Origin of the sequence: Methylobacterium sp. Leaf106 (assembly GCF_001422895.1) — a bacterium.
In the GTDB taxonomy this organism is placed as follows: Bacteria; Pseudomonadota; Alphaproteobacteria; order Rhizobiales; family Beijerinckiaceae; genus Methylobacterium; species Methylobacterium bullatum.
In genome coordinates, this window is record NZ_LMNB01000006.1 from 20,075 (window position 1) to 45,000 (window position 24,926).

22 protein-coding genes are annotated in these 24,926 nt (G+C 68.6%); 13 read left to right on the forward strand and 9 right to left on the reverse strand.

Annotated features, from left to right (window positions below):
• Positions 1-6 precede the first annotated feature (6 nt).
• Together ASF34_RS06580 and ASF34_RS06585 are read right to left on the reverse strand one after the other, a co-directional pair.
• On the reverse strand, positions 7-771 hold the full coding sequence (locus tag ASF34_RS06580) for a ComF family protein (protein ID WP_056159914.1): 765 nt from the start codon (positions 769-771) through the stop codon (positions 7-9).
• A gap of 116 nt (positions 772-887) precedes the next feature.
• Positions 888-1,115 carry a hypothetical protein gene (locus tag ASF34_RS06585; RefSeq protein WP_056159916.1) on the reverse strand — a complete coding sequence of 76 codons (228 nt, stop codon included), beginning with the start codon at positions 1,113-1,115 and terminating at the stop codon, positions 888-890.
• A gap of 101 nt (positions 1,116-1,216) precedes the next feature.
• On the opposite strand from ASF34_RS06585, the gene ASF34_RS06590 reads away from it, so the two are divergent.
• Complete coding sequence (locus ASF34_RS06590; RefSeq protein WP_056159971.1) at positions 1,217-2,128, forward strand: methyltransferase domain-containing protein; 912 nt, start codon at positions 1,217-1,219, stop codon at positions 2,126-2,128.
• 10 nt (positions 2,129-2,138) lie between these two features.
• Positions 2,139-2,498 (forward strand): DUF427 domain-containing protein, encoded by a 360-nt coding sequence (locus ASF34_RS06595; RefSeq protein ID WP_056159919.1) that lies wholly within the window; start codon positions 2,139-2,141, stop codon positions 2,496-2,498.
• 18 nt (positions 2,499-2,516) lie between these two features.
• Here ASF34_RS06595 and ASF34_RS06600 read toward each other — a convergent pair whose 3' ends face one another.
• From ASF34_RS06600 to argJ, 4 genes are read right to left on the reverse strand one after another with little or no spacing between them, the layout of a single operon-like run.
• Complete coding sequence (locus tag ASF34_RS06600; protein WP_056159923.1) at positions 2,517-4,052, reverse strand: DUF6880 family protein; 1,536 nt, start codon at positions 4,050-4,052, stop codon at positions 2,517-2,519.
• Positions 4,053-4,104: 52 nt separating this feature from the next.
• A complete protein-coding gene (gene mutT / locus ASF34_RS06605) occupies positions 4,105-4,542 on the reverse strand; it encodes an 8-oxo-dGTP diphosphatase MutT (RefSeq protein ID WP_244478919.1) in 438 nt (145 codons plus the stop codon).
• The gene (locus ASF34_RS06610; protein ID WP_056159929.1) at positions 4,539-5,270 is read right to left on the reverse strand and encodes an SIMPL domain-containing protein; all 732 of its coding nucleotides are present in this window, start codon (positions 5,268-5,270) and stop codon (positions 4,539-4,541) included. The genes mutT and ASF34_RS06610 overlap by 4 nt, the downstream gene beginning before the upstream one ends.
• Positions 5,267-6,517: a bifunctional glutamate N-acetyltransferase/amino-acid acetyltransferase ArgJ gene (gene argJ, locus ASF34_RS06615; RefSeq protein WP_056159932.1), complete on the reverse strand. Its 1,251-nt coding sequence runs from the start codon at positions 6,515-6,517 to the stop codon at positions 5,267-5,269. The genes ASF34_RS06610 and argJ overlap by 4 nt, the downstream gene beginning before the upstream one ends.
• A 287-nt stretch (positions 6,518-6,804) precedes the next feature.
• Between argJ and ASF34_RS06620 the strand changes: the two genes are divergently transcribed.
• Entirely contained in the window at positions 6,805-7,209 is a 405-nt protein-coding gene (locus ASF34_RS06620; protein WP_018042091.1) for a hypothetical protein, read from the forward strand.
• A 110-nt stretch (positions 7,210-7,319) separates the two neighbouring features.
• Here ASF34_RS06620 and ASF34_RS06625 read toward each other — a convergent pair whose 3' ends face one another.
• Positions 7,320-7,850 carry a PRC-barrel domain-containing protein gene (locus tag ASF34_RS06625; protein WP_018042092.1) on the reverse strand — a complete coding sequence of 177 codons (531 nt, stop codon included), beginning with the start codon at positions 7,848-7,850 and terminating at the stop codon, positions 7,320-7,322.
• Between the two features lie 181 nt (positions 7,851-8,031).
• On the opposite strand from ASF34_RS06625, the gene ASF34_RS06630 reads away from it, so the two are divergent.
• From ASF34_RS06630 to ASF34_RS06640, 3 genes are all read left to right on the forward strand, one after another.
• A complete protein-coding gene (locus ASF34_RS06630; RefSeq protein ID WP_018042093.1) occupies positions 8,032-8,589 on the forward strand; it encodes a glutathione peroxidase in 558 nt (185 codons plus the stop codon).
• A gap of 380 nt (positions 8,590-8,969) precedes the next feature.
• On the forward strand, positions 8,970-9,197 hold the full coding sequence (locus ASF34_RS06635; protein WP_018042094.1) for a hypothetical protein: 228 nt from the start codon (positions 8,970-8,972) through the stop codon (positions 9,195-9,197).
• An 88-nt stretch (positions 9,198-9,285) separates the two neighbouring features.
• Positions 9,286-9,525 (forward strand): hypothetical protein, encoded by a 240-nt coding sequence (locus ASF34_RS06640; RefSeq protein WP_018042095.1) that lies wholly within the window; start codon positions 9,286-9,288, stop codon positions 9,523-9,525.
• Between the two features lie 245 nt (positions 9,526-9,770).
• Here the strand turns inward: ASF34_RS06640 and ASF34_RS06645 are convergent, their stop codons facing one another.
• Positions 9,771-11,078, reverse strand: a complete 1,308-nt coding sequence (locus ASF34_RS06645; RefSeq protein ID WP_018042096.1) for a GGDEF domain-containing protein — start codon at positions 11,076-11,078, stop codon at positions 9,771-9,773.
• 332 nt (positions 11,079-11,410) lie between these two features.
• On the opposite strand from ASF34_RS06645, the gene ASF34_RS06650 reads away from it, so the two are divergent.
• The gene (locus ASF34_RS06650) at positions 11,411-12,037 is read left to right on the forward strand and encodes a nitroreductase family protein (protein WP_018042097.1); all 627 of its coding nucleotides are present in this window, start codon (positions 11,411-11,413) and stop codon (positions 12,035-12,037) included.
• A gap of 10 nt (positions 12,038-12,047) precedes the next feature.
• Complete coding sequence (locus ASF34_RS06655) at positions 12,048-13,667, forward strand: AMP-binding protein (protein WP_056159934.1); 1,620 nt, start codon at positions 12,048-12,050, stop codon at positions 13,665-13,667.
• Between the two features lie 88 nt (positions 13,668-13,755).
• Here ASF34_RS06655 and ASF34_RS06660 read toward each other — a convergent pair whose 3' ends face one another.
• Positions 13,756-14,430, reverse strand: a complete 675-nt coding sequence (locus ASF34_RS06660; protein ID WP_056159937.1) for a hypothetical protein — start codon at positions 14,428-14,430, stop codon at positions 13,756-13,758.
• Positions 14,431-14,579: 149 nt separating this feature from the next.
• On the opposite strand from ASF34_RS06660, the gene ahcY reads away from it, so the two are divergent.
• From ahcY to addB, 5 genes are all read left to right on the forward strand, one after another.
• Positions 14,580-15,980, forward strand: coding sequence for an adenosylhomocysteinase (gene ahcY, locus ASF34_RS06665; protein WP_056159939.1), 1,401 nt, complete (start codon positions 14,580-14,582; stop codon positions 15,978-15,980).
• A 312-nt stretch (positions 15,981-16,292) separates the two neighbouring features.
• Positions 16,293-18,872 carry a sensor histidine kinase gene (locus ASF34_RS06670; protein WP_056159942.1) on the forward strand — a complete coding sequence of 860 codons (2,580 nt, stop codon included), beginning with the start codon at positions 16,293-16,295 and terminating at the stop codon, positions 18,870-18,872.
• A gap of 289 nt (positions 18,873-19,161) precedes the next feature.
• The gene (gene tsaE / locus ASF34_RS06675; protein WP_156465650.1) at positions 19,162-20,766 is read left to right on the forward strand and encodes a tRNA (adenosine(37)-N6)-threonylcarbamoyltransferase complex ATPase subunit type 1 TsaE; all 1,605 of its coding nucleotides are present in this window, start codon (positions 19,162-19,164) and stop codon (positions 20,764-20,766) included.
• 166 nt (positions 20,767-20,932) lie between these two features.
• Complete coding sequence (locus tag ASF34_RS06680) at positions 20,933-21,676, forward strand: nucleotidyltransferase family protein (RefSeq protein ID WP_056159944.1); 744 nt, start codon at positions 20,933-20,935, stop codon at positions 21,674-21,676.
• A 22-nt stretch (positions 21,677-21,698) separates the two neighbouring features.
• Positions 21,699-24,818 (forward strand): double-strand break repair protein AddB, encoded by a 3,120-nt coding sequence (gene addB, locus ASF34_RS06685; RefSeq protein WP_056159947.1) that lies wholly within the window; start codon positions 21,699-21,701, stop codon positions 24,816-24,818.
• Positions 24,819-24,926: the final 108 nt, after the last annotated feature.

Here is a 24,926-nt window from a genome sequence, read left to right on the forward strand (position 1 = left end):
GTTGGCTCAGCCTGCCTCGGCGGCGACCAGGGCGAAGGTGAGGACGTCCACCGAAGCCGCTCCTCCCCGTAAGAGCACCCGCGAGGCGGCATTGGCGGTGGAGCCGGTGGTCGTGACATCGTCGATGAGCAGGATTCTTCGTCCCTGGAGCCTGGGCTTCGCCGAGGCGGGGACCCGGAACGCGCCCTGGAGATTCGTCGCCCGCGCCGCGCGGCTGAGCCCGACCTGCGAGCGCGTCGCCTTCACCCGTGTGAGCAGCGAGGTCTCGCAGGGCAGGGAAGCGATGCGGCCGATGCCACGGCCGAGGAGGGCGGCTTGGTTGAAACGACGGCGCCACAGGCGTGTCCAGTGCAACGGCACGGGAATGAGGCAATCGGCCTCCCGCAGCAGTTCGGCACCTGCCGATGCCATCATCCGCGCCATGGGGGCGGCGAGGTCGAGCCGGTCCTCGTATTTCAGGCGGTGGACGAGATCACGCGCCACATCGTCGTAGAGCGCGACGGCTCTCGCCCGTCCGAAGACGGGAGGATCGGCGATGGCGCGCGGGGACAACAGGGGGCCGATCCCCAGATCGACGGGAAACGGCGTGCCGAGGCGCTGGCAATAGGGCTGCTCGATGAGGCGCAGGCTCGACCAGCAACGGGGGCACAAAGCATGCGGATCCGCGGTGGCGCCGCCGCAGCCGGCGCAGGTCGGCGGATAGATCAGGCCGAGGGCGCCCGCCGAGATCGAACGGACACCCCGCCGGAGAAATTGGGCGGTGGACACCATGCCCCTTGCTTAGGCCCGGTTCGCCGCTTCGCGAAGAGCTTGCAGAGGGAAGACCTTGCGCAGGCAAAACCTTGCGCAGGATTGTCCTGGCGAAACGACGTCCGGAAAGCGGCGCCTTACTGCGCGGCGGGCTGCTGGCCCTGGTTCTGCTGCTTGTCCTTCTTGTTGGCCCTGTGGTGACCGATGGCGCATCCGGCCGCCGCTCCCATCTTGCCGTGTCCGGCCATATGGCCGGCGATGCCGCCCACGAGGGCGCCCTTGATGCAGCCCTTGGCCTCGGCGGCCCCACTCAGCGAGAAGGCAGCGAGGGTGGACAAGGCGATCGCCGCAACGAGTCGAATCATGGGTCCGGTCTCCGGTTTCCGTTATGATGCTCCAACATTCCGCCGTTCACGCCCGTTCCCCGCTGGCAAGATCACGTTTCCGCGCCAGCTATCAGGTCGAGATGACGATTCCACCGCCCCTCTTCGACACGGGTCTCGCTCGCCGGCGGCTCGCCCGCGCCATACAGGCGGGCTATGCGGATTTCCTGCTTTCACGCCTCGCCGACGATCTCGACGACAGACTCTCCGCGGTCCTGCGGGCGTTTCCGGAGGCCCTGGACCTCGGGACACCGAGTTCCGCTCCCGCCCGCCATCTTCTGCGCTCCGGCCGTGTCGGCGCCATCACCCGCGTGGCCCCTCTGGCCGAGACCGGCGATGGTCTCGCCCTCATGGTCGGCGATCCGGAGGTGCTGCCGCTGGCGGCTTCCCGTTTCGATCTCGCCCTGTCGCTGCTGGCCCTGCAGCACGTCAACGACCTGCCGGGTGCGCTGGCCCAGCTGCGGCGGGTGTTGAAGCCCGACGGGCTGTTCGTCGGCTGTCTCCTGGGTGGCCGCACCCTCACCGAACTGCGCCAGGCCTTCGGCCAAGCCGAGGTCGAGATCGAAGGCGGAATCAGTCCGCGCGTGGCGCCCTTCGCCGAGGTGCGCGAGATGGGCAGTCTGCTTCAGCGCGCCGGCTTCGCCCTGCCGGTGACGGATGTCGACACGATCACCGTGCGCTATGCCGATCCCTTCGCCCTAATGCGCGACCTGCGCGCCATGGGCCTCACCAACGTGCTGACCGAGCGCCGCCGCACGCCCCTGCGCCGCGATACCCTCATGCGGATGGCCGCGATCTATGCCGAGCGGTTCGCCGATCCCGACGGGCGTCTGAGGGCGACGTTCGAGATCCTGTGGCTCTCCGGCTGGGCGCCGCACGAGAGCCAGCAGAAGCCGCTCAAGCCCGGCAGCGCCAAGTCCCGTCTCGCCGACGCCCTCGGCGTTCCCGAGATCATACCCCGCACGATCACGCCCGGTACGACGGACGATCCTTGAGGAGACGACCATGAGAGAACCCGGCCCGGATCATCCGATCACCATCGAGACGAGCCCTCGGCGCGTCCGCGTCATCCTCGCCGGCACCGTGATCGCGGAATCCGGTGCCGCCCTCGTCCTTCGCGAGGCGAGCTACGGGCCGGTCTATTACCTGCCCCGCGCCGATGTGCGCTGGGAGCATTTCACCCCCTCGGCGCGCAGGAGCCACTGCCCCTACAAGGGCGAGGCCAGCTATTACACGCTGACGGTCGGCGATACGGTTCGGGCCGACGCGGTCTGGAGCTACGAAACACCGTATCCCGCCGTCGCCGAGATCCGGGATCATCTCGCCTTCTATCCGGACAGGGTGGACGCCATAGAGGTAAGCTGAGCTCCGTCACACGCAAAATCAGTCCTTCACCTTCTCCCAGAAGGCCGATTTCCGTCCGTGCACCTTGCGCAGGGCGTCCCGATAGGCGGCGTGGTCAGGCGTGAGGTCGCCCGGTTCGAGCCGCTGCGCCAGGGCGTCGAGGGTCAGGAGGTGGCGGGCGCCGTAACCGTAGGCGCTGGAGCGGCCCTTGCTCAGCATGTCGTCGATCATGCAGCGGTAGAGCAGGCTCGCCGCCTTCGGGCTCGCCTCTTCCAGAGCCTCCGCCGCGGGAGCGAGGATCTCATAGCGGTTGCCGTCCCATGTCGCGGCCTTGTCGATGACGAGGCGCGCAGCACGGTCGAGCTTGGGCCAGTGCACGAGGAAATGCAGGGCGCGGTAGGGGTCGGCGTGAGAGGCCGCATGGTCGAAAGCGCGCTCCAGCGCCTCTTCGTCCTCGAAGTCGGGAAGCTTGGCGACGTAGTCGCGCAGCATCTCGCGGTCGAGACGGGCTTCGAAACACGCCCAGCGCTTTGCCTGGGCGTCGTCCTTGCGGCCGAGAGCGTCGAGGATGCGGATTTCGATGGAGGCCCGCTCACGCTGAGGCGCATCCGGGTCGAAGCTTCCGGTGAGCATCTGCTCGCGGGTGACGACGACGATTCCGCGCTTCTGTGGGCGTCCGATCCAGTCGAGCGCCTCGGCAGCGCGGTTTGCCGACAGCAGACGCTCGGCCACGGCCACGATGTCCGGATGGTCGGGGGAGATCGCCTGTTCCAGGGCGATGAAAGCCTCGACGTCGCCGCGCCGGTCGGCCAGGGCCTGGCGCATCCGCAGAAGACGCATGCGCTGCATCTTCCGGTCCCAGCCCTGCGTGCTGAAGGCGGCCGATCGGGCCGCCGGTTTGCCCGATGCCTTCGGTTCCGGCGGCGTCGCCGCGGCGAGGGCCGCATCGACCGGTTCCAGTGCGGTTTCGGGCAGACCATCCACCACCGTGAGCAGCAGGGCATCGAGGATGCCGAACCCGTCCGTCTCGAGGAGCGGCACCAGTTTCACCGCCAGTTGGGCGGCGTCCGCCGAGGGGAGCTGAAGCGCCAGATCGGCGGCGGCATGCGTCGCCCGTTCGTAGACGCCCACCACCTGACCGCTCGAATCATCGACGCGCTCGAGCACGCCCTGTGCCCCGCCGATGAAACGGACCAACCGATTGAGGGCGGCGTCCACGTCGAGGGGTGCCAGTTCCGAGACGATAGTGGAGACCGTGGCGTCGAGATCCGCCGCGAAGCTGCGCCGCTTCTGCCAGTCGATAAACCCATGGGCCCGCTCCAGGGCGGTGAGCCGCCGGTCGACGAGGGCGGCGACGGCATCGGGCCCCTGCAATCCGGCGATCGCGGCGGTGACGAGCTTCTTGAAGGCGGGGTTACGCGCGGTCTCGTCGAGGACGAGGCCGATCAATCGGTCGAGCCCCAGCGGCGCCAGGGTCTCGGGCGACGGCGTGGTCTTGCGCGAGACGCGTTTCGGCTTCTCCGCCGCCACCGCGCTCGGCTTGGGGGACGTCTTTACCGCTGCCTTGCGCGCCATGCTTCCCATCTCCCGCCTGCGAGGGACAACCTGTGGCGGCGGGGGGCAACCATCAAGGTCCGAGGAGATCCACCAGGAACGGGATCAGCGGTGCATCGGCGGGCGGCATCGGCTGGTCCTTGAGGTCGCGAGGGCGCACCCATTTCAGCGCCTGCCCCTCCATGGAACGGGCCATGCCCTCCCAGCGTCGGCAGACATAGAGCGGCATCAGCAGGTGGAAATCAGGATAGGCGTGGCTCGCGAAGGTGAGGGGAGCGAGGCAGTCCTCCTTCACCTCGATCCCGATCTCCTCGCGCAATTCGCGGATCAGGGTTTCCTCCGGCCGCTCGCCCGGTTCGACCTTGCCGCCGGGGAACTCCCAGAGACCGGCGAGCTGCTTGCCCTCCGGGCGCTGGGCCAGGAGAACGCGGCCATCCGCATCCACCAGGGCGACCGCCACCACGAGGAGGATGCGGAACGGAGGCGGCGTCACGGCGGAGTCTTGTGTCACGGTAGGATCGCGAAGCTGGCCGAGACCTCGGCGCTCGTCTCGATCGTGCCTGCCGCGAGCGGAACCGGCACGCCGGAGCGCTTGGACCGCATCGGAGCCGCCGCCATCGCCATCGGCATCCCGCCGCCCTGGGGCGTCGTCTGGATCGACAGGGGCGGTCCGAGCTTCACTCCGGCGGCCTCGGCGAGGCGTCCGGCCTGCGCCATCGCATCCTTCATGGCCGCCACCTGCACGGTCGCCTCCGCCGCATTGGGATCCTTCAGGCCGAACGCCACGCCCTCGATCCGGTTGGCGCCGGCATCGAGGGCCTTGCGCATCAGTTCGCCGAGCTTGCCCATGTCGGCGAGGCGGACCCGCAGGCTGTTGGCGGCGCGGTAGCCGTCCGGCTTCTCGGTAATGCTGCCGTCGGGCTGACGCACCTCCCGCGTTCCCTGGGTGAGGGTGACCGCCGTCGTGCCGATATCGCTCTCGCCGACGCCGAACCCGGCCGACAGCGCGATGAGTGCGCGGGCGACACTGCTCGCTCCGTCGAGGGCGGCGGCGGGCGTCGCGCCCTTGGCTTCGATCCCGATCTCCACCGAGGCGAAGTCCGGCGGCGTCTCGGCGCGGGCGCGGCCCGTCACCAAGATGCGGCTCTCGTGCTTGGCCTTATCGTCGTCCGCCAAGGCGGGGATCGCGAGGGCGAGGGCGAGGCTCGCCGCCGCCGCCCGGTGGAGGAGGCGCCTCACGAGCGGTAATCCCCGTTGATCTCGATGTAGCCCTTGGTCAGGTCGCAGGTCCAAACCCGAGCCGTGCCGTCGCCGAGACCGAGGTCCACCGTCACCGAGACGTCCGATTCGCGCATGACGGCGCTCGCCGCCGCCTCGCTGTAATCCGGGTCGCGGGCGCCCTCGCGGGCGACGCGGACGTCGCCGAACCAGATCGCGAGACGATCGCGGTCGGCGGGCTCTCCGGCCTTGCCCACCGCCATCACGACGCGTCCCCAATTGGCGTCCTCGCCGGCGATGGCCGTCTTCACCAGGGGCGAATTGGCGATGGACATGGCGATACGATGCGCCGAGGCGTTGCTCGTCGCGCCCTTCACGTTGACGGTGACGAACTTGCGCGCGCCCTCGCCATCCTTGGCCACGAGCTGCGCCAGCTCGATGAGCAGATCGTCCAGCGCCGCGCGGAAGCCGGCCAGGCGTGCGTCGCCCGGATCGGTCACGGGCGCATTGCCGGCCGCTCCCGTGGCGAACAGCATCAGCGTGTCGGAGGTGGAGGTGTCGCCATCCACCGTCACGCAGTTGAAACTCGTCTGCGTGCCGGCGCTCAGAAGGGTCTGGAGCACCACCTGCGGCAGGGCCGCGTCGGTGAAGACGAAGCTCAGCATCGTCGCCATGTCGGGGGCGATCATGCCCGCGCCCTTGGCGATGCCGTTGATCGTCACCGTCGTCCCGTCGATCGTCGCCGTGCGCGTGCCGAGCTTGGGGAAGGTGTCGGTGGTCATGATCGCCTGCGCCGCCGCCGCCCAGGCTTCGGGGCCGGTCTCGGTCCGCGAGGCGCAATCCGCCAGCACGCCCTCGAATTTCGTCGCGTCGAGGGGCTCGCCGATGACGCCGGTGGAGGCGATGAAGATCTCGTCGGGCCGGCATCCCGCCGCCTCGGCGCCGATCTTTGCGGTCAGCGTCACGGCGTCCCGGCCGCGAGAGCCGGTGAAGGCGTTGGCGTTGCCGGAATTGACGATCAGCGCGCGGGCGCCTTCGCGCGCCAGCGCCTCGCGACACCAATCCACGGGGGCCGAGGGGCATTTGGAGCGGGTGAACACTCCCGCCGCCTGCGTTCCCGGCTGCATCGCGAGGTAGAGCACGTCGGTGCGCCCGGAATAGCGAATGCCGGCCTGCGCGGTGGCGATGCCGACACCGCCGATGGGGGGAAGCTCGGGCACGCTCGTCGGGGCGAGGGGCGAGACGGGGGTGGCTTTGGCTGATGACATCGGTCGGTCGGGCTCCGGCTGTCCGCCGCGAACGGTGGCGTCCCACGGCGGCGCCGTGTTGCCCCGTGCGCTGCCGCCCCGTCAACCGCCGGAGCGGAGGACACGCCGCCGATCCAGGGAACAGTCGAGCCTGAGAGGAATTCCCTTGATACAGGTCGCCTACTGGCACAGGCTCCTTGTCTTGCGAGGCCATCGCATCCTACGATGCTGCGTCGCACAGTGATCGCAGTGCCGGTGGCGGCTCGTGCCGATCCAGGCATGTCCCGACAGGAACAGGAGTTTCGATCATGGAATCGACGGCTTCCACCGGAGGAGCCTATGGCGTTCAGGTTCTGATCGCCGGACGACAGAAGCATTGGCGCGACGAGGTCGCCTCGCAGATCCGGCGCGCCGGTTACTCGGCGACGACCGTCGATTCGGGTGTCGATGCGATGACTGTCCTGGCGCTCGGCCTGCCGGTCGACGTGCTGGTGACCGATATCAGCCTCAAAGGCGAGTTGTGTTCCACCAAGCTGGTCCTGGAGGCACGCGCATTGCGGCCCGACCTGCGGATCGTCTTCGCCAACGAGCCGTCATGCGATCCTCTGCCCGACGTGATCGACGAGGGGGCCGACGATGTGTTCGTCACGAACGAAGTGAGAAACGATGCTGTCGCCAGCACCGTGCGCGAGGCTCTCTGCACGCGCAACTGAGGCGGGCTGGCCGAACCTGGGATTTGAACGAGAGAGGCGGCCGAGGCAACGATGTCTCGGCCGCCTCTCTCGTTTGATGACCGCAACCGGGATGCGCGGCGAAATCGATCTCAGGGAGACGTCTTGCTCTCCGCCGGCTTGGTCTCGGACGCCTTCGTGTCCGCCGGCTTCGTGTCGCCGGAATTGGGCTTGGCCTGGCCGAGATAGACATATTCCGGTGCGGCGCGGAGCTGGTCCTTGTTGGTGTCGATCGTCGCCTTCAGCGTCTTGTCGTCGACGCGGGTGAGCTTCAGGGCGCTGGGGTCGACGGCCACGTATTTCGTGCCGATGCCGAGGAAGCCGCCGACGCCGACCACCCAGGCCTTGATGGTGCTGCCCTCGTCGAGAACGATGTCGGCGATCTCGCCGATCGTCTCGTTGGCGCCGTTCTGGATCGTCAGGCCGATGAGCTTGGACGTGACCCGGTCCGTCGGCGTCTGGGCGACGAAGGTCGGACGCAGATCGTTGCTGAGGGTCGCGGGGGCCGCCGGCACCGGTGCCGTGCCCGCATTCTGCGGTTCCGTCGTCTGAGCAGCGGCGATCGTCGCTCCCGCGAAGACGAGGGGCGTTGCGAGGGTCGCTGCAAGCAACAGGATGCGCATAGGGCGTGTCTTTCCGCTCTGGGTTCGGGGGTCGAACTCGGTCCTCGCTCAAGCTGAGCCCTTGCGAAAGGTTCCACCGACGCCGCGCCCGATGGTGGACAGGCCGGAAGAGCGGACTAGTTTCAGCTGAGCCAGGGATGAGCCGATTCCCATCCTCGGCTCTGCAAGGGAGCGACCCTCGATGACCCTACTTCGCCGACAGGCCCTGTTTCTTCTCGGCACCGTCATCGCCACCGGCGCGCGCGCCGCGACCAGCGACGGCAATGCGGGTGCCTTCACCTTCGAGAAACCGGAGGGCGGGCTGATCGCCCTCAAGGATTTCGCCGATAAGCCGATCCTTATCGTCAACACCGCCACCGCCTGCGGCTTTGCCGGGCAGTTCTCCGGGCTTCAGGCTCTGTGGACGCGCTTCGGCGGGCGCGGCCTGACGGTGATCGCCGTGCCGTCGCCGGATTTCGGCAATCAGGAGCCCCTCGACGGCGTCGCCATCGCCGAGGCGGCCCGCAAGAATCACGGCGTCACCTTCCCGGTCGCTGCCAAGACCCATGTGCGCGGGCCGCAGGCCCATCCGTTCTATCGCTGGGCCGCCGCCGAGAAGCCCGGCTCCACGCCGAATTGGAACTTCCACAAATACCTCGTCGGCAGAAACGGAAGCCTGGTCGGCGCCTATCCCTCGTCGGTCGAACCCAACGATCCCCGTATCGTCACCGCCATCGCAGGTGAGCTGAGCCAGAGCTGACGCCCCATGGGCGCGTCATCGAGGGATGTCGCGGGGTGGGAGAAACGAATCGGCCCGCTCAGGTCTCACGGCGCGCCGCCGGACCTCCCCGCTTGGTGAGCGTTCGTAGGCGGGTTGGGCGCGCGGTGGGGCAGCCGAGGGGTAGTTCGACGCGAACGGATTGGCCGGCACGCGCTCGGGGCTGCCGAACAGGCTTCCGCCCGATTGGGCAAAGGCCGCCGGACAGGCGAGAACCGCGCAGAGGGACGCAGCAGGCAGGAGAAGGCGCATCGCCGGATCTTTCGCATTCCATTCGGTCGTTGACGCCATAGCCCGGCTTCCCACATCCGGCGAGGCCCACCGGACGGGCCGTGATCCGCCGGCCCGGAAGGAAGGCAGAGATGGACCCTCACGAATTCGAGCATGACGGCACACGTTACGAGGTGCACTTCGAGCGGGTGGCCGAGGGCTGGATCTGTAGGATTCTCCGGGAAGGCGGAGATGCCGCCCATATCATGGCGTTCCCTGACGGAATCGGCTTCGACCAGAGAGAGGTCCGAGAATCTCTGATCGCCGGTTGTGAGGCCGCCGTGGCCGTCCTGGACCCCATTCCGCCCACCCGGCACTGAGCCTGCGACGGAACCTCGGACAGGCCCGCTCCGTTCGCCATGCCGAGCACGTGGCGCAAGAACGCAGGCGCCGTGAGGAGGAACCCGCATGTCCGAGATCACCTATCGCATCGTCGAACACGATGGCGGCTTCGCCTACAAGGTGGGCGACGTCTTCTCCGAGACCTTCCCCAGCCACGACGAGGCCCTGCAGGCTGCCCAGGCCGCGGCCGCCGAGCAACAGGTGCCGGGCTCCACGGAAGGCATCCGCTACCAGGACGGCAAGGGCGACTGGCACGACGAGACCGCCCAGGGCAACGACCGTCCCACGGCGAAGGTCGTCGATTAGTCCACCCCCAGCCCGCGCCGGCCTCGTCCTTCCATCGGGAGAGTCCGGCGCGGGCTAAGGTCCGGACCGGACGAGTGGATCAGACACCGGGTACAGGGACGGTCGCGTCCGGTGTTCCAAGCACCATCCGAACCGAGATTTCCGTCTTGCGCGGGCCGGGTTCGTTGCGGATCGCGAAGAGCGGCGCCGATACTGCCTTCATCGCGTGACCTCCATGGTCGAGACCATGACGCGGGGCGTGGGGTTCATCCCGCCTTGGCGATGGGTGGTTTCTGGTTGACGCTCCAATGGGCGGCGCCCACGCGTCGTATGGGGCTTCCATCACCGTTGCCGGCCTTGCCGTTGCGACAGGTCCGGTTCCGGCCCGTGCCCTTCGCCTCGTAGAGAGCCATGTCGGCCGCCTCGACCAGTCCCCCGGCCGTGACCGCGACGCCGCAGCTCGTCGCCACCCCGATACTGACGCTGACGAAGCCGAGATCGTCGCTCCTGTTTCCGTGCAGGAGGCCCTTCTCGGCGACGCTGCGTCGGAACCGTTCCGCGAATCCAAAGGCTTCGTCGGGGTCTCTGGTGTGCATGAGGACGGCGAATTCCTCTCCGCCATAACGGCACACGAACGCCCCCGAGCCCGCGGCCGTCTTCGCCAGGAGTGTGGCGACCTCACGCAGGCAGGTGTCGCCGGCGCCGTGGCCGTAATGATCGTTGAAGAGCTTGAAGTGGTCGACGTCGATCAACATCACGGCGAAATGCCGGCCGGCCAGGCTGGCCTCCCAGAACTCCGAGAGCTCGCGGGCGAAAGCCCGGCGATTGGCGATGCCGGTGAGGGAATCGGTGGTGGAGAGGTGGGCGAGGGTGGTGTTGTCCTCGGCCAGCCGCTTGGCGCGCAGGGTCTCGCGCAGGTTGACGAGATAGTCCCGGCGGTTCGCGGCTTCGATCCTGTAGGTGGCGACGAGGCTGAAGAGGATGCCGGTCATCATGTCGAGACCGAGGACGCCCCCCACGGACGGAACGATTTCCGGCTTGAGGCACAGCCCCGCCACCACGGCCACGGCCGTGATGCCCGACAGGAAGCAGGCCCAGAAGAACCGCAGGGGCAGGGTGATGTTGGCGAAGAGGACGCTGAGCCAGATCGTTGCCGTGGTCAACGAGACCAGGGGACCCGTTCCCATCCAGAAGATCAGGATGGGGATGCCGCTGGCGGCGAGCATGCCGATTCCGCCGATGGCCTCCCGAACCGGCCCGCTGACCCGCCCCACCGCCCAGATGATGAGCAGAGCGAGCGGAGTCATCGCAAAGACGCGCAACCCGACATTGAGGAGGGCCAGGTCCGGCGTCGTCACGAAACCGGCGATGTTGTAGATGTGGAAGACCACCATGCCGAGGATGATCGTACGACGAATGTCGCGGATGCGCTTTGCGCGCGTGTCATCCTCGAAACGCGCTTCGAGATCGGAGTCGAAGGCGAGCTTCAAGCTCTGCGTGTGCAACTGCCGGTCGATGGCGTCGAGCATGCGCACGTCTTCGCAGACGCTCGAGGCATCAAGCGCTGGTTTCACGTCAATATTCAATCGGCAAATCGATTGTTCAGTCACGCGATGCGTCCACGGCTCACCGCCATTCGCCCCGAAATCACCCTGGCCCAAGCCTTGGACCGCACGATCCTAAACAGCGAAATCGCTGTTTCGTCCCATCGCCGGGTCAAGCATGACCCCAGCGTGGACGAATATACATAATGACGCTGAATTTTTCTGAAAACGATCGATCAAAATGAACCGATTTCCTACAACCGTAAATAGAATTCAGTCCGCCTTCGGGTCGGTTGCGCCGGGAAGATTTGCGCTTTGCACCCAACCTCGTGCATCTCCCGTTGAACGCTTCGCCGGCCCGAATGTGCCATGCGGATTCGTCACCCCTGGAGATTGCCTTGCCGCCTCGTCAGCCCGACCACGAGATCGATCCGCTCTTCATCGAACGCCGCTCGCCGCGCGCCTTTACAGGCGAGGCCGTGCCGGAAGCCGAGTTGCTGCGCATGTTCGAGGCGGCGCGATGGGCGCCGTCGGCGTATAATTCGCAGCCCTGGCGCTTCCTCTACGCCCTGCGCGACACGCCCGACTGGCAGGTGTTCTTCGACCTGATCGTGCCCGGCAACCAGAAATGGGTGAAGGACACCGGCGCCATCGTCATCCTGGTCTCGAACACGCAGATGAAGGTCGGCGACGAGCTGAAGCCGTCCTGGAGCCATTCCCTCGATGCCGGCGCGGCCTCGGCGAATTTCCAGCTCCAGGCCATTCGCCAGGGCTGGCACGCGCACGGGATGACCGGCTTCGACCGGGAGCGCACGATCACGGCCCTCAACGTACCGGAGACCTACCGGGTCGAGGCCGCCTATGGCGTCGGCCGCATGACCAAGGCCGCCGATCTCACGGAGGAGCAGACCGCGAAGGAGAGTCCGACCGGACGTCGTCCGATCACGGATTTCGTCTTCGCCGGCGGCTTCCGAACCGCCGGGGAGTGAGGTCTCCGTCGTGCTGAAACCGGCCTCCGATTACGATGCCCTGGTGTCGGGCTTCGCCTGGGACATCCCCGAGCGGTTCAACATCGGCGTCGATGTCTGCGACCGCTGGGCCGGGATCGAGCCGGATCGCGCCGCGATCCACGACGTCTCGTCCTCGGGGGCGGTGACGACGACGTCCTTCGGAGACCTGAGCGAGGCGTCGAACCGCCTCGCTCACGCCCTCGTCGGGCTCGGCCTGCGCCCGGGCGACCGCGTCGGGGTGCTTCTGCCCCAATCGGCCGCCGTCGTGGTTGCCCATGCCGCCGCCTACAAGCTCGGCGCCATCGCCCTGCCGCTGGCGGGCCTGTTCGGCCCGGAGGCGCTGGAATACCGCCTGTCGGATTCCGGCGCCGTCGCGCTCATCACCGATGCGGCGGGACTGGCGAAGATCGAGGGCATTCGCCACGCCCTGCCGGCCCTCGCCCATCTCGTCTGCCTCGACGGTGCCGCCGAGGGCGTGCACGCCTATGCCGACCTGATCGGCTCGGCCCAGGCCGGCTTCACGGCCATCGACAGCCGGGCGGACGATCCGGCCCTGATGATCTACACGTCAGGCACCACCGGCCTCGCCAAGGGGGCGCTCCACGCCCATCGCGTGCTCCTCGGCCATCTGCCGGGCTTTGCCATGATGCACGACTTCCCCCCCAAATCCGGCGACCTGATGTGGACGCCGTCCGACTGGGCCTGGGCGGGCGGGCTCCTCAACGCGGTCTTGCCGAGCCTGCATCACGGCGTGCCGGTGGTGGCGCGGGCCACCGCGCGGTTCGCGCCGGAGACGGCCCTGGCGCTCATCGCCGAACTCGGCATCACCACGACCTTCCTGCCACCCACCGCCCTCCGGATGCTGCGCGGCGTGCCCGACCCGCGCGGGCGGTTCGACCTCTCACGCCTGCGCAACATCGCCTCGGCCGGCGAGGCCCTGGGGCCCGAAACCTTCGAATGGGTCCGCGGCGAACTCGGCCTCACCATCGGGGAGGCCTACGGCCAGACCGAGTGCAACCTCGTCCTCGCCTCCTGCAAGGCGGCGGGGATCGCGCGCGCCGGCTCCACCGGCCGGCCGGTGCCCGGCCACCGGGTGATGATCCAGCGCGTCGACGGCAGCGAGACGGCCATCGACGAACCTGGTGAGATCTGCGTGTCCCGGCCCGACCCGGTGATGTTCCTCGGCTATTGGAACCAGCCGGAGGCGACCGCCGCGAAGTTTCGCGGGGAGTGGATGCTCACCGGGGACACCGCCCGGCGGGATGCCGACGGCTACGTTCATTTCATAGGCCGCGAGGACGACCTCATCACCTCGGCCGCCTACCGTATCGGGCCGGTGGAGATCGAGGATTGCCTCCTGCGCCATCCGGCGGTCGCCTCCGCGGCGGCGGTGGGCAAGCCGGACCCGCTCCGCACCGAGATCGTCAAGGCCTTCGTGGTCCTGCGGGAAGGGGTCGCCGCGTGCGACGCCCTGGCCGACGAGATCAAGGCCTTCGTCCGTTCGCGCCTCTCCGCGCACGAATATCCGCGCGAGATCGCGTTTCGCGAGTCCCTGCCGATGACGACCTCGGGCAAGATCATCCGGCGGCAGTTGCGGGACGAGGGCTGAGGCTCATCGACCGCTTGAGCGCACCGAGGACGGTCTCGCCGGGCGGCCGGATGCCGGGCAGGTCATCGGAAATGACTTTGGGGGCGGGTCAGGGACCGGGTGGAACGGCCCCGTCCCTGATGTCCTGCAGCCGGCGAACCCATTGCCAGAACGGGTCGTCGCTCGCCTTGGCGAAACTGTCCGGCGGCGCCGGTACGATCTCCGAGACCGTTCTGGGGATCGTCACGCCGTAGGTCGTCGTCAGCCAATCCCGGAAGGGCGGGTTGTCCACCTCCATCTCGTAATCCGGTTCGTCCTCCGGTTCCGCGTCGGGATGCGCGAGCCCGATCCCCAACTCGTTGTGCCCAATGGCCAGAAGCCGGAGGAAATCGAGGGGCGTCTGCCCGAGCACGCATAGGCCGTCGCCTTCGGATCCGAGATGGACGATGCGCTGACATCCTTCGTCATCGAGCCAGAAGGCCGCGTAGGAGCCGTCCGCACCCGTCCGGGCGAAGGGGATCAGGCGCGCGGCAGTGTCCGGGTTTCCGAACCAGCCCTCGGCGTAGGAGCGGGCCTCGTCCTCCCGCTCGACCCGGAACAGAACGACCGCGCCCCGGTAGGGCGGTTCCAGCGGCTGAAGCGTCCCGAACCTGTCGCCGGGCACGCGTTGGCTTTCGTGCAGAAGGCCCCGCTCCTCGATCCAGTCGAACAGGGAGGCGATCTCCGGCGGCAGCGTGAAGCCGGCCGGCAGGCGTGCGCGCATCTCGTCGGTGAAGTGTCCCATCCGCTCTTTCCTTCCTGTCCCGCGAACCCAATCCCAAACCGGTGCAGCCTGGAACACGTATAAAGACATCTTTATGTCTTGATTGCTTCGCGCCGGTTCGCCTGCTATAGGCCTCGCCACAACCAAGCGAGAGACGGAGAAGCGACCCCATGGCCCAGGATTACATCGTCAAGGACATCGGTCTGGCCGATTACGGCCGCAAGGAAATTTCGATCGCCGAGACCGAGATGCCGGGCCTGATGGCCACCCGCGAGGAATTTGGTCCGTCGCAGCCCCTGAAGGGCGCGAAGATCGCCGGCTCGCTGCACATGACGATCCAGACGGCCGTGCTGATCGAGACCCTGAAGGCGCTGGGCGCCGACATCCGCTGGGTCTCGTGCAACATCTACTCGACGCAGGACCACGCCGCCGCCGCCATCGCGGCCGCCGGCATCCCGGTCTTCGCCATCAAGGGCGAGACGCTCACCGAGTACTGGGACTACACCTCCAAGCTGTTCGACTGGCATGACGGCTCGATGCCGAACATGATCCTCGACGATGGCGGCGACGCCACGATGTTCGTCCATCTGGGTCTCCGCGCCGAGAACGGCGACACCGCCTTCCTCGACAAGCCCGAGTCGGAAGAGGAGGAGATCTTCTTTGCCCTCCTGAAGAAGAAGCTCGCCGAGAAGCCGAAGGGCTGGTTCGCCGGCCTCGCGGATTCGATCAAGGGCGTCTCGGAAGAGACCACCACGGGCGTGCACCGCCTCTACAATCTCGCCAAGGAGGGCAAGCTGCTCTTCCCGGCGATCAACGTGAACGACGCCGTCACCAAGTCGAAGTTCGACAACCTCTACGGCTGCCGCGAGTCCCTGGTGGACGGCATCCGCCGCGGCACCGACGTGATGATGGCCGGGAAGGTCGCCATGGTCGCCGGCTTCGGCGATGTCGGCAAGGGCTCGGCCTCGTCGCTGCGCCACGCCGGCTGCCGCGTGCTGGTCTCCGAGGTCGATCCGATCTGCGCCCTCCAGGCCGCCATGGAAGGCTACGAGGTCGTGACGATGGAAGATGCAGCGCCCCGCGCCGACATCTTCGTCACCGCCACGGGCAACAAGGACATCATCACCCTCGACCACATGCGGGCGATGAAGGACCGGGCGATCGTCTGCAACATCGGCCATTTCGACAACGAGATTCAGGTCGCCGGCCTGAAGAACATGCAGTGGTCGAACATCAAGCCGCAGGTGGACGAGATCACCTTCCCCGACGGCCACCGCATCATCCTCCTCTCGGAGGGACGCCTGGTGAACCTCGGCAACGCCACGGGCCATCCGTCCTTCGTGATGTCGGCCTCGTTCACCAACCAGACGCTCGCCCAGATCGAGCTCTGGACCAACCCGGGCAAGTACGAGCGTCAGGTCTACACCCTGCCCAAGGCCCTCGACGAGAAGGTGGCGATGCTCCATCTCGAGAAGATCGGCGTGAAGCTCTCGAAGCTCCGTCCCGATCAGGCCGCCTATATCGGCGTCTCCGAGAACGGCCCCTTCAAGCCGGACCATTACCGCTACTGATCGGACGGGCGGGAGGCGACTTTCGCCGGCCCGCGAAGACGGAATGAGAAAGGCCCGGCGTCTCGCCGGGCCTTTTTCGTCACACTCGCCGCGCCGCGGCGGTGCCGCGAGTGTGTCCTTTCTGCGCCGATGTCCGGGCAACCGGTCGGCAACATGGTGAACTTAAGCTTAACCCTCTTCCGGCAGGATTCCGGCTCGCGCTAGTGTGGGGTGATTCCTCATGTGGAGGTAACCTCGCAGCCGCCTTTCGAGGCGTGTCGCGGGTAGGGCGCAGTTGCGCCTCAGCGACGATTCGTAGGGGCGGTACGTGTCATGAGGGTCGATGAAACGGCACGCCTGTACGGGCGTGTCGCCGCTGCCGTCGTCTCTGTCGCGGTCGGTTTCGCGACGGGCATCGCGATGATGAGACAGGCCGCGGCGGCCTCCGCCGATGGAGCGACTGCGCCCGTGCCGAGTGCGTCGACGCTCGGCTCCGGCTATGCCGGCGAGCAATCATCGTGGGGCTTCGGGCTGCCGCTGCACATGCACAACGCCACCGGCCTCGCGATCCTCATCGGTCTCACGGTTTTCGCGACGATCCTGTCCCTGCTGCATTTGCGCGAGCGCGGGCGGTGGACGCGTCGCGAGCGCGCCCTCATCGCCGACCTGGATACCCTGCGCGGCTCCGAGGACCGGGCCGAGATGCTGCTCAGCTCCGAACGGCAGGTCATCGTCACGTGGTCGGGGCGCGGCGAAGCCATCATCGAAGGCGACCTCACCCTCGCCTTCGACGGCAACCGCGTGAAACCCGGCCCGGCCGGGCTCATCCTCGCTTTCGGAACCTGGCTTGTGCCGGCGGATGCGGGCGCGATCGAAGCCTCCCTCGATGCGCTGCGCGAACGCGGCGCCGGGTTCCGGATGACGGTGCGGGCGCAATCGGGGCGGATCATCGACGCGCACGGGCAGCCCCTGGCCGGCCGGGCGCTGCTGCGCCTGCGCGAGACCACCGAGGAACATCGCGAACTCGCCGAATTGCGCGAGACCCTCGACGAGACCAAGCGCGGCTTGTCCGCCCTCGCGAGCCTCCTCGACGCGATTCCCCAGCCGGTCTGGCGCCGGAACCGCGATGGCAGCCTGGCCTGGGTCAATACGGCCTATGTCGCCGCCGTCGAAGCCGGAAGCCGCGAGACGGCCATCGCCGGCGGGATCGAACTCCTGGACCGTCAGGCGCGGGACCTCATCGCCCGCAGCGATGGCGACCGGACGGCATCCGGGGGCAGGGCGGCAAAGCGCCTGTCGGCGGTGGTGGCCGGCGGCCGGCGCATCCTCGACGTCACCGAGGCCGTCATCGATTCGGGCCGCGTGGGCATCGCCGTGGACGTCTCGGAACTCGAGAGCGTCCGCGCCGACCTGCAGCGCCAGATGGACGCCAACGTCCGCACCCTCGACCAGCTTCCCACCGCCGTGGCGATGTTCGACGCGCGCCAGCGGCTGATCTTCCACAATGCCGCCTATCGCCAGCTCTGGAGCCTCGATCAGGCCTTCCTCGATTCCGGCCCCCTGGACGGCGAGATCCTCGATCATCTGCGCGCCGCCCGGAAGCTTCCCGAACAGGCCGATTTCAAGGCGTGGAAATCCGACGTGCTCGCCGCCTACCGCGCCGTGGAGGCCAGCGAGACCTGGTGGCATCCGCCCGATGGGCGCTCGCTGCGTGTGGTCGCCGATCCCAATCCCCAGGGCGGCCTGACCTACCTGTTCGACGACGTCTCCGAGAACGTGAAGCTCGAATCCCGCTACAATGCCCTGATGCGGGTGCAGGCCGAGACCCTGGACACGCTCAAGGAACCGGTGGCGGTGTTCGGCGCCGATGGCCGCCTGACTTTCGCCAATCGCGCCTTCTCGACTTTGTGGCGCCTGGAGCAGGAGACCCTCGGCGAGCGTCCGCGCGTCGATGCGGTGATCGATGTCTGCCGCAAGTTGTCGCCGGACGAGGAGCCCTGGCTCGATATCCGTGGTGCCATCACCGGCCTCGAGAGCCGGGCGGGACTCACCTGTCGTCTGGAGATCATGGACGGCACGGTGCTCGATTGCGCCGCACAGCCCCTGCCGGAGGGGGCGACGCTGCTCACCCTCATCGACGTCACCGCCAGCGTGAACGTGGAGCGGGCGCTGACCGACAAGAACGACGCCCTGGAACGGGCTTCGCAGCTGCGCGACACCTTCGTCCACCACGTCTCCTACGAACTGCGCTCGCCGCTGACCAACATCATCGGCTTCACCCAGCTTCTCGGCGACGAGACCGTGGGCGCGCTCAACGAGCGCCAGCGCGAATATTCCGATCACATCATGCGCTCCTCGGGGGCGCTCCTCGTGATGATCAACGACATTCTCGATCTCGCATCGATCGATGCCGGTTCCCTCGAACTCGCGCGCGAGGTCATCGACGTCCGGGCGACGGTGGAGGCGGCCGCCCGCGGCCTGGAGGACCGTCTGGCCGAATCCGCCATCGGCCTCGATCTCGACATGCCCGCCGACATCGGCAGTTTCGTCGCCGACGGAAAGCGCGTGCGGCAGATCCTGTTCAACCTCCTCTCCAACGCCGTGGGCTTCTCGTCACCCGGTCAGGTGGTTCGCGTCACGGCCCACCGGACGGAGACGGAGCTCACTCTGACCGTGCGCGACGAGGGCCGCGGCATGCCGGAGGACGTCGCCGCGCGGGTGTTCGACCGTTTCGAGAGCCGTACCCTCGGAACCCGCCATCGCGGCGTCGGCCTCGGCCTCTCCATCGTGCGCTCGTTCGTGGAGCTCCATGGCGGCCGGGTGGAACTCGCATCGAAGCCGGGGAGCGGCACCCGCGTGACCTGCACGTTTCCCGTGAACGTCGCGGAGCCGAAACGCGCGGCGGCGGAATGACGCCTTCGACCGACGGGCATCGAGGCCACGGCGACGAAATGTCCGCCGCGGAGCTTTCCCCGGACGTCAGACCCATTCCACCGTTGGCATCACTCCGACTTCGCCCCGCGACCTCATCGCCCCCGATCCATCCCCGGTGAAAACGATGTCGGCCCGGTTGCGCCGCTGGCCCGCACATGCGGCACCCCTTAGAGTGGTTGGCGATTTTGATTAAGGGTGCTTGCGTTAGATCGGCGGCGCGCCTCACGTCTCGGCCATTCCGTGGCCGGGCTTCGAGGTCGCAGTGCAAATGGCGCGGACGGAGGATGAGGCGGTGAGTGAGGACGGTTCGGGCGAGCCCCGGCGCGAGACCAAAGCCGCCTGGGCCTTCGTCCTTCCCGACGAGGGCGCCACGGAGGATCTCGGCCGCTTTCTCGCGGAGTTCCTGCTGCCGGGCGACATCGTCGCCCTGTCCGGCGGACTCGGCGGCGGTAAGACCACCCTTGCGCGGGCGCTGATCCGCGAACTCACGGGCGAACCTGAGCTCGAAGTCCCGAGCCCGACCTTCACCCTGATCCAGCCCTATGAGGGCAAGAACGGCCGGCAGATCGTCCATGCCGACCTGTACCGTTTGCGCGGGCCAGACGAATTGGTGGAACTCGGCTTCGACGAGATGACCGAGACCGCGATCACCCTGGTGGAATGGCCCGAGCGCCTCGGCTCGCGCGACGGGCCGATCCTGTCCGTGGACCTGTCGCTGCGGCCGGAATTCGGTGAGGGCTCGCGCTTTGCCCGCATCGACGGCCAGGGCGGCATGCGCGCCCGCATGCAGCGCGCCCGCGCCCTGCGGGCCCTGCTCGACCGCAGCGGTTGGGACGAGGCGGAGCGCATCCTCATGCAGGGCGATGCGTCCTCGCGCGCCTACGAGCGTCTGGTGAAACCCGATGGGACCAGGGCCGTGCTGATGATCTCCCCGGCGCGGCCGGACGGGCCGCCGGTGCGCAACGGCAAGCCCTACAGCGCCATCGTCAAGCTGGCCGAGAGCGTTCATGCCTTCGTCGGCGTCGACCGTGGCCTTCGCGCCCTCGGCTTCTCGGCACCCCGCATCTACGGCGAGGATCTCGACGAGGGCCTGCTCATCATCGAGGATCTCGGCTCGGAACCGGTGGTGGATGCCAATGGCCCGCGCCCCGAGCGCTATGCCGAGGCGGTGCGCCTCCTGGCCAAGCTCCATGCCACCGAACTCCCCGGGGTTCTCCCCGTCGCCGATGGGGTCGACCACGTCCTGCCGCCCTACGATCTCGAAGCGCTGCTGTTCGAGACCGAGCTCCTGCCGGACTGGTACTGCCCGTCGGTGCTCGGGACCTCCCTGCCCGCACCCGCCCGCTCCGAATTCGTGGCGCTCTGGGCCGAGGTGCTGCGCGGCGTCGAGCCGGAACGTCCGACCTGGACCCTGCGCGACTATCATTCGCCGAACCTGATCTGGATGCCCGACCGCGAAGGGCTGGAGCGCATCGGCGTCATCGACTTCCAGGACGCGGTGCTCGGCCACCCCGCCTACGATCTCGCCTCCCTGCTGCAGGATGCCCGGGTCGACGCCACGGCCGAATTCGAACTGCGCCTGCTCGGCCTCTACGTGCGTGAACGCCGCAGTCGCGAGCCGGATTTCGACATGCAGGGCTTCGCGCGGGCCTATGCGGTGATGGCCGCGCAGCGCGCCACCAAGATCCTCGGCATCTTCGCCCGGCTCGACAAGCGGGACGGCAAGCCGGCCTATCTCGCGCATCTGCCCCGGATCGAGGGCTATCTCGCCCGCAACCTCGCCCATCCGGCGCTCACCCGCATTCGCCTGTGGCACGAAGAGCATCTGCCCCATCTCGTGGCCAAGGAGGCGGCGGAGGAGGGCGAGGCCTGAGCCCGCGGAGGCGGGCGCCGGCGACCGAGGCCAGCGAGAAAGCCAGGGCAAGCGCGTCGAGCGATTGCCCTGCGGGGCCGCGCTTTCGGGCTTGACCCGAGGAGCGAGTTCCCCACGATGCCGCCGCACCCGATGCCATAGCCCTCGCCCCCGAGACGCCGACGGAATGTCCGACAGCCCCGTATCCGCCATCCAACGCGCCTTCGTCCTCGCGGCGGGCCTCGGCAAACGCATGCGGCCGATCACGGCGACCGTGCCCAAACCCCTTGTGGAAGTGGCCGGCCGCGCCCTGCTCGACCATGCCCTCGACAGGGCGGCGGAAGCCGGGATCGGGGAGGCGGTGGTCAACGTCCATTACCTCGCCGACCTGCTCGAAGGTCATCTGGCCCGTCGCAGGACGGCGCCGGCGATCCGGATCTCCGACGAGCGCGACGCCCTCCTCGAGACCGGAGGCGGCGTGAAGAAGGCCCTGCCGCTTCTGGGCACGGACCCCTTCGTCGTCCTCAACTCGGATTCGTTCTGGCTCGAAGGGCCTCAGCCCAATCTCGGCCGGCTCATCGAGACCTGGGAGCCGGAGCGGATGGACATTCTGCTCCTCGTCGCGCCCACGGCGACGAGTCTCGGCTACGAGGGCAAGGGGGATTTCGTCATGAATGCCGGTGGCGCGCTCCAGCGTCGCGGCGAGCGCGAGGTGGCGCCCTTCATCTATGCCGGTGTCGCCATCCTCAAGCCCGAACTCTTCGCCGGCACGCCGGAGGGGGCGTTCTCGCTCAACCTGCTGTTCGACCGCGCCATCGAGCGGGAACGCCTGTTCGGCCTGCGCCTCGACGGCCAATGGCTTCATGTCGGCACCCCGGAGGCGATCGAGGCCGCCGAGGCGCGTGTGAAGGCGAGCGCGCAGGTGCAGTGAACGTCAGGATCGGAACGACGACATGACGGAGTCCCGCGTCTTCACGATCCCCCCCGGCGCCTCGTTCCTGCCGACCCTCGCCGACGCGCTGATCACCGGCCGCCTCGTCGGGGACGTCGCCGGTGATCCCTTCGCCCTGGCCAGCGTCACCCTCTATCTCCCGACGCGGCGCGCGACGCGGGCCCTGTCCGCGATCCTGGCCGAGCGGCTCGGCAGCGCGCTCCTGCCGCGCCTGATCCCGCTGGGCGAGGCGGACGAGGCCGAGCTCGACGTCGCCGCCAATCCGCTCATCGAGAACGGCTCCGACCAGCTCGCCCCGGCGATGCCGCCCCTGGAGCGCCGGCTGATCCTCGCCCGCCTCGTCCAGGCCTGGGCCGAGACCGTCGACCGCAAGCTCCTCCCCATGGGCGACGACGTGCCCTTCCTCGTTCCCTCCTCGCCGGCGGACGCCGTCTATCTCGCCTCCGATCTCGAGAAGCTGATGGACGCCCTCACCGTGGAGGGCGTGGCCTGGACCGAGATCGCCAGCGCGGTGGAGGCCGAGTACTCGCATTATTTCGGCCTCACCCTCGATTTCGTGCGCATCGCCGCCGAGAACTGGCCCAAGATCCTCCACGACCGCGCCTTGAGCGATCCGGTGGCGCGCTCGCGCACGCTCATCCTCGCGGAGGCGACGCGGCTGATGCGTGACAAGCCCGGCGACCCGGTCATCATCGCCGGTTCCACCGGGTCGGTGCCCGCGACCGCAAAGCTGATCGCGGCCGTCGCCACCCTGCCGAGGGGGGCGGTGGTGCTGCCGGGCCTCGATACCGATCTCGACGAGGCCGGTTGGGACGCCATCGAGACGGGGGAGGGGGCGGATCGCGAGATCGCCCACGGCCATCCCCAGGCCATCCTGCATCGCCTTCTCGGCCCCGGCTGCCTCGCCCTCGGTCGCGAAGCGATCACGGCCCTGGGGGAGCCGACGCCTCGGGACCGGGCACGGTCGGCGCTGCTGTCGCAGGCTCTGCGCCCGGCCGAGACCACCGATGCCTGGTCGGAGCTGTCGCCCGAGGCGCGCCGCGACACTGCCGATACCGGAATGGCGGGCATCGCGGTGATCGAAGCCGCCGACGAGCGGGAGGAGGCCCTGGCCGCCGCCATCGCCCTGCGCGAGACCCTCGAGACGCCCGGCGCCACCGCCGCCCTCGTCACCCCCGACCGGAGCCTCGCCAGACGGGTGGCGGCCGAACTCGCGCGCTGGGGGATCGTCGCCGAGGATTCCGCCGGGGAGGCGCTCTCCGTCAGTCCGGCCGGGCGTCTGGCGCGCATGGCGGCCGAGATGGCGGCGGACCTGCAGCCGCATCGGGTGATCGCCCTCCTCGCCCATCCGCTGGTTCGCCTCGGCATGACGCGCGACGAGGTCCGGCGCGGTGCGGCGGCCCTCGAGATCGGGGCCTTGCGCGGGCCGGCGCCGGCTCCCGGATTCGACGGATTGCGCCGGGTGCTCGCCGACCGGCGGACGGCGAAGGGACGCATCCCCCGCGCCCAGCGCCGCCTCGCCGACATCGACTGGGATCTGGCGGCCCGGATCGTCGACCGCCTGGAACAGGCTTTCGACGGGTTCCTCCGGTCGGAGGAGGGCGGCAGGGTCGATCTCGTCGCCCTGGGGCGCAGCCACGCCGCGGTCTTCGACCGGCTGATCGCGCCCGCCGAGGGGGACGAGCCGCCGGAGGACAACGCGATCTGTGTCCTCGACACCCTGTTCGACGACCTGTCCACGTCGGAACCGGGCCTGTTGCCGGGAATGCCCCTCGATTACCCGGCCTTCTTCACGGCGCTCGCCCGCGAGCGGGTGGTGACCTGCGGCGGGATACGCCCCCATCCCCGCCTGCGGATCCTCGGCCTCCTCGAAGCCCGGTTGCTCGATGCCGACCGCATCGTGCTCGGCGGCCTCGACGAGGGCGTGTGGCCGATGAAGACGGTGACCGACGCCTTCCTCAACCGCCCCATGCGCGAACGCATCGGCCTCAATCCCCCCGAGCGGCGGATCGGGCAGACCGCCCATGATTTCGTCCAGGCGCTCGGCTGCCACGATGCCGTCATCACCCGCTCCGCCAAGCGCGAAGGCGCACCGACGGTGCCCTCGCGCTTTCTCCAGCGGCTCCAGGCCTTTGCCGGCGAGGCCTGCTGGGAGCGCGCCCGCGAGAGGGGGCGGCGCTTCCTCGGCTACGTCGCCGCCCTCGACCGAGGCGCCGGCCCGGTGCCGGCGCGCCTGACCCAGCCGAAGCCGAAGCCCGACCCGGCCCTTTTTCCCCGGACCTTGAGCGTCACCGAGGTCGAGACCCTGGTGCGCGATCCCTACGTCATCTTCGCCCGCCACGTGCTCGGGCTCGATCCGCTGGAGCCCGTCGCCGGGCGGCCCGGTGCCAGCGAGCGGGGGACGCTGATCCACGCGATCCTCGGCGACTTCGCCGAGGCCCATCCCGAGATATTGCCCGAGGACGCCGCCGAACGCCTGAACGCCCTGGCGCAGGCGGAATTCGCCGATATCGCCGACACCTTTCCCGAACTCTATGCCGAGTGGTGGCCGCGCTACGGCCGGATCGCCGCCGAATACCTGGACTGGGAGGCCGAGCGTCGTCCCGCCCTCACGCGGGTGCGGCCGGAGATGTCGGGAAGGTGGGCCCTGCCCATGGGCAAGGAGGTCTTCACCCTGCGCGGGCGGGCCGACCGGATCGAGCAGCGCCGCGACGGGACCGCCTGCATCGTCGATTTCAAGACCGGCCAGCCGCCCAGCAACAAGGAGGTCTTCGCCGGCTTCTCGCCCCAGCTCACCCTGGAGGCGGCGATGCTGAAGGCGGGCGCCTTCGAGGGCGTTCCGCGCAGCGAGGAAACGCCGGACCTGCTCTATGTCCACGCCACCGGCGGGCGGAACCCGTTCACCCCCCTCCCGGTCAAGCCGCCGCGCGGCGACCCGCGGACCCTGGACGCCATCGTCGAGGAGCACGAGCGACGCTTCCGCGGCCTCGTCGCCCGCTTCATGGCCGGCGACGCGGCCTACGTCTCCCGTCCGTACCCGAAATTCGCCAAGTCCTACGGCGACTACGACCACCTCGCCCGCGTGCTGGAATGGTCGCTGGCGGGGGAGGGCGAGGGGTGAAGGTTGTTTGGAACGGGCGGGCGCCCGTTCCGCGAGCCGTCTCACGACAAAGCCCATGAACCGGTCCGGCTGCGCGATCCGGTTCGGTCCATGGGCCGGCAATTGCCT